This is a genomic window from Rhizobacter sp. P3_B12 (assembly GCF_056402895.1).
This window is the reverse complement of sequence record NZ_JBFUGN010000521.1, coordinates 1-4,311: the sequence shown is the minus strand read 5'-3', so window position 1 is coordinate 4,311 and position 4,311 is coordinate 1. Positions and strand designations below refer to the sequence as shown.

The following is a 4,311-nucleotide window of genomic DNA, read 5'->3' as shown; positions in this document are numbered from 1 at the left end:
CACCTGCGCCAGCTTCGCGGGGCCCAGCCCCTTGATGCGCTGCAGCGCCTGCGGATCGGCCCGCAGCAGCCCGGTGAGCCCCCCGAAATCGTCGAGCAGGCGCTGCGCCAGGCCCAGCACCGAATCGCCCTTGACGCCGGTGCGCAGCAGCAGCGCGACCAGCTCGGCATCGGCCAGGGCCTGCGGGCCGCGGGCCAGCAGTTTTTCACGCGGACGGGCGTCGGCAGGCAGGTCTTTGAGCAGCATGGGCATGGTCCGGCGACACGGCGGGGCGCCGCACCTAAAATTGGGCCCAGTCTATCGAACCAGGATTTGCCTTGACCCACGTTCAACAGGGATCGTTCCTGACCCTGCACTACCGACTGGCCGGCCCCGACGGCATCGACCTCATCAACACCTTCGCCGAGAAGCCGGCCACGCTGTCATTGGGCAGCGGCGAGCTCTCGCCGGCGATGGAAGCGCGCCTGATGGGCCTGGCCGAGGGCACCCGGGCCTCGTTCGACCTGCCGGCCGGCGAAGCCTTCGGCGAGCGCAACCCCGACATGCTGCAGCGCGTGAAGCTCGCGCTGCTGCACGAGCTGGGCGACCCCGACGAGCAGTACCACCTGGGCGACGTGGTGCAGTTCCCGACGCCGGACGGCCAGGCCTCGTATGCCGGCGTCGTGCGCGAGGTGGGCGGCGACTGGCTGCTGTTCGACTTCAACCACCCGCTGGCGGGCCAGCCGGTGACCTTCGAAGTGCAACTGATCGGGGTGCTGTGATGGACGCGAACCACTCGCTGGACGAAGTGCTGCTGGCCGAGCCGCGCGGCTTTTGCGCCGGGGTCGACCGGGCGATCGAGATCGTCGAGCGCGCGATCAAGAAATTCGGCGCGCCGATCTACGTGCGCCACGAGATCGTGCACAACACCTACGTCGTCAACGACCTGAAGGCCAAGGGCGCGATCTTCATCGAGGACCTGGCCGACGTGCCGCCCGGTGCCACGCTGGTGTTCAGCGCGCACGGCGTGTCGCAGGCGGTGCGCCAGGAGGCGGCGCAGCGCGGCTTCAGCGTGTTCGACGCCACCTGCCCGTTGGTGACCAAGGTGCACGTGGAGGTGGCCAAGCTGCACAAGGAGGGCTACGACTTCATCATGATCGGCCACAAGGGGCACCCCGAGGTCGAGGGCACGATGGGGCAGCTCAACGAGGGCATCTACCTGGTGGAAGACGTGGCCGACGTCGGGCGCGTGCAGGTGGCGCAGAGCGACAAGCTGGCGGTGGTGACGCAGACCACGCTCTCGGTGGACGACGCGGCCGAGATTCTCTCGGCGGTGAAGAAGCGGTTTCCGCTGGTGCGCGAGCCGAAGCAGCAGGACATCTGCTACGCCACGCAGAACCGGCAGGATGCGATCAAGGTGCTGGCGCCGCAGGTCGACGTGCTGATCGTCGTCGGCAGCCCGACCAGCTCGAACAGCAACCGCCTGCGCGAGCTCGGCGAGCGGCTCGGTGCCGATGCCTACATGGTCGACCAGCCCGAAGACCTGCAGGCGCAGTGGTTCGACGGCAAGCGGCGCGTGGGGCTGACGGCCGGTGCCTCGGCGCCCGACATCCTGGTGCAGCAGGTGATCGAGCGGCTGCGCAGCCTGGGGGCGGTGTCGGTGCGCAAGATGCCGGGCGTGGTCGAGACCACGCATTTCCCGCTGCCGAAGGGCCTGGGCGACAAGTCCATGGCCGACGTCTGAGTTTCCAGAATTCCACCCCGTACCCAGAGAAGAGAACCCATGCTCGACATCAACCTGCTGCGCAAAGACCTGGCCAGCGTCGTCGCCTTGCTCGAGAAGCGCAAGTCGCCGCAACCGTACCTCGACGTCGCGCAGTTCCAGTCGCTGGAAGGCGAGCGCAAGACGCTGCAGACCCGCACCGAAGAGCTGCAGGCCAGGCGCAACAGCCTGTCGAAGCAGATCGGCATGCGCAAGGGCAAGGGCGAAGACACCTCGGCGCTGATGGCCGAGGTGGCGGGCCTGGCCGATGAGCTGAAGGCCTCGGGCGAGCGGCTGGAGGCGATCCAGGCCGAGCTCTCGGTGATGCTGATGAGCGTGCCCAACCTGCCGCATGCGAGCGTGCCCGAAGGCACCGATGAATCGGGCAACCTCGAGGTGCGGCGCTGGGGCGTGCCGCGCACGTTCGACTTCTCGGTGAAGGACCACGTGGACGTGGGCGCGCCGCTGGGGCTGGATTTCGACACCGGCGCGAAGCTCTCGGGCTCGCGCTTCAGCTTTCTGCGCGGGCCGATTGCGCGGCTGCACCGGGCGCTGGCGCAGTTCATGCTGGACGTGCAGACGCAGCGGCACGGCTACACCGAGTGCTACACGCCGTACATCGTCAACCGCGAGGTGCTGGAAGGCACCGGGCAGTTGCCGAAGTTCAAGGAGGACATGTTCTGGGTGAGCCGCGGCGGCGACGAGGCGCAGGCCGAGCAGTACCTGATCTCCACCTCGGAGATCTCGTTGACGAACAGCGTGCGCGGCGAGGTGCTGGCCGAGAGCGTGCTGCCGATCAAGCTGACGGCGCACAGCCCGTGCTTCCGGTCCGAGGCGGGCAGCGCGGGGCGCGACACGCGCGGGATGATCCGCCAGCACCAGTTCGACAAGGTCGAGATGGTGCAGATCACGCACCCCGAGAAGAGCTACGAGGCGCTGGAAGAGATGGTGGGCCATGCCGAGGCGGTGCTGAAGCTGCTGGAGCTGCCGTACCGGGTGGTGGCGCTGTGCGGCGGCGACATGGGGTTCGGTGCGACCAAGACCTACGACCTGGAGGTGTGGCTGCCGGCGCAGAACACCTACCGCGAGATCAGCTCGTGCTCGAACTGCGAGGCCTTCCAGGCGCGGCGCATGCCGGCGCGCTTCAAGAATGCGCAGGGCAAGAACGAGCTGGTGCACACCTTGAACGGCTCGGGCCTGGCGGTGGGCCGCACGCTGGTGGCGGTGCTGGAGAACCACCAGAACGCTGACGGATCCGTCACGGTTCCGGAGGTTTTGCGGCCGTACCTGGGTGGGCAAACGGTGCTGAAAGGCTGAGGGGAGGGCGGAACGGCCCATTTCCTGGGCTAGAATCCGCGGCTCGGCAGTTGACCCGCCGAAGCCCCAGTTTCAGGAGAGGTGGCAGAGTGGTCGAATGTACCTGACTCGAAATCAGGCGTACCGCAAGGTACCGTGGGTTCGAATCCCACCCTCTCCGCCAGAAGACGAAAGCCCCGACCGGATGGTTCGGGGCTTTTTGTTTTGGGGCGCTGGTTGTTGATCCGGAAAATCCTGAAATGGGATATGCGGGGTTCGCAGCCGTTGTTCGAGCCCTTTCGATGGACGGATCCGGCGACCGATGCGCTGCGCATCGATGCACGTGCGCTGAATCAGCTGATCGAAAAGGTGATCGACGTGGCTGATGGCGTGCGTGCGGTGATGTGCGTGCTGGAGCGGGACGGACACAGCTGCCTGGACGACGAGCCCCAGCTGCTGGACTCAGTCCGGCAGGGCGCGCTGCGGCGTCTCGGGATCACGTCGCTGTTGCTGTTGAGCGATGAGGCGACGCGCCTTGGAGATTGGGTGCAAGGCTGCAGTCAGCGCGACAGCGTTCGTGCAACGAGCTCGCGTAAGCAGAAGCGATGGAAGCGCGAGTGAGGACAGCGCGTATTGCTGATGTCGATGACTGCGGAGACGAAGGCCAACAGCTACTCGTCAGCCAGGTCGATTCAGTGCGCCACAAGCCCTCTTGCACATCTTGTCATTCTGGCGCGCTTCGCGGCACTTGCGGACTCGATTCGGCGTCTTCCGATTCACGTTGATTTGCATCTTGTTGCATGGCGTCTCGCTACGCCAACGCCCCGCGTGGCATCCGTCGACTCCGCAAGTTTCGTCAGTTTTCCTGACATCGCGACCCAGACACTAGCGCCGAAATCGAGGGTGCCGCATGTCGACTGACATGCGCGTGCCGCGCAAACTTTGACACAACACGATCTTCACGATGAGCATGACGAGCCAACGCCCCAACCGTCCCAAACGCGCCACTGCGACGAGCGCACTGCTGTGCGCCATGGTGCTGTCTGCCTGCGGCGGAGGCCATGACTCGGATACCGCGGCGGCACCGGTTGGGTCGGCACCTGCACCTGCACCTGCACCTGCACCTGCACCTGCACCTGCACCTGCACCTGCACCTGCACCTGCACCTGCACCTGCACCTGCACCTGCACCTGCACCTGCACCTGCACCTGCACCTGCACCTGCGCCTGCGCCTGCGCCTGCGCCTGCGCCTGCGCCTGCGCCTGCGCCTGCGC

The 4,311-nt window shown here is 66.6% G+C and carries 6 protein-coding genes and 1 tRNA gene; 5 read left to right on the top strand and 2 right to left on the bottom strand.

The window, feature by feature from the left end:
- Positions 1–246: UPF0758 domain-containing protein (locus AC1D01_RS22820; protein ID WP_477870344.1), on the bottom strand; the 246-nt coding region annotated here is incomplete at its 3' end.
- A 71-nt stretch (positions 247–317) separates the two neighbouring features.
- Between AC1D01_RS22820 and AC1D01_RS22815 the strand changes: the two genes are divergently transcribed.
- From AC1D01_RS22815 to AC1D01_RS22795, 5 genes are all read left to right on the top strand, one after another.
- Complete coding sequence (locus tag AC1D01_RS22815; RefSeq protein WP_477870342.1) at positions 318–761, top strand: FKBP-type peptidyl-prolyl cis-trans isomerase; 444 nt, start codon at positions 318–320, stop codon at positions 759–761.
- Positions 761–1,723, top strand: a complete 963-nt coding sequence (ispH, locus tag AC1D01_RS22810; RefSeq protein ID WP_477870340.1) for a 4-hydroxy-3-methylbut-2-enyl diphosphate reductase — start codon at positions 761–763, stop codon at positions 1,721–1,723. The genes AC1D01_RS22815 and ispH overlap by 1 nt, the downstream gene beginning before the upstream one ends.
- Positions 1,724–1,762: 39 nt before the next feature.
- Positions 1,763–3,058 (top strand): serine--tRNA ligase, encoded by a 1,296-nt coding sequence (serS, locus tag AC1D01_RS22805; RefSeq protein WP_477870339.1) that lies wholly within the window; start codon positions 1,763–1,765, stop codon positions 3,056–3,058.
- A 75-nt stretch (positions 3,059–3,133) separates the two neighbouring features.
- Positions 3,134–3,221 (top strand) — tRNA-Ser (locus AC1D01_RS22800).
- The gene (locus AC1D01_RS22795) at positions 3,194–3,658 is read left to right on the top strand and encodes a hypothetical protein (RefSeq protein ID WP_477870337.1); all 465 of its coding nucleotides are present in this window, start codon (positions 3,194–3,196) and stop codon (positions 3,656–3,658) included. Before AC1D01_RS22800 ends, AC1D01_RS22795 begins: the two co-directional genes overlap by 28 nt.
- 338 nt (positions 3,659–3,996) lie before the next feature.
- Here AC1D01_RS22795 and AC1D01_RS22790 read toward each other — a convergent pair.
- A partial coding sequence (locus AC1D01_RS22790) for a hypothetical protein (RefSeq protein ID WP_477870335.1) occupies positions 3,997–4,311 on the bottom strand: 315 nt, incomplete at its 5' end.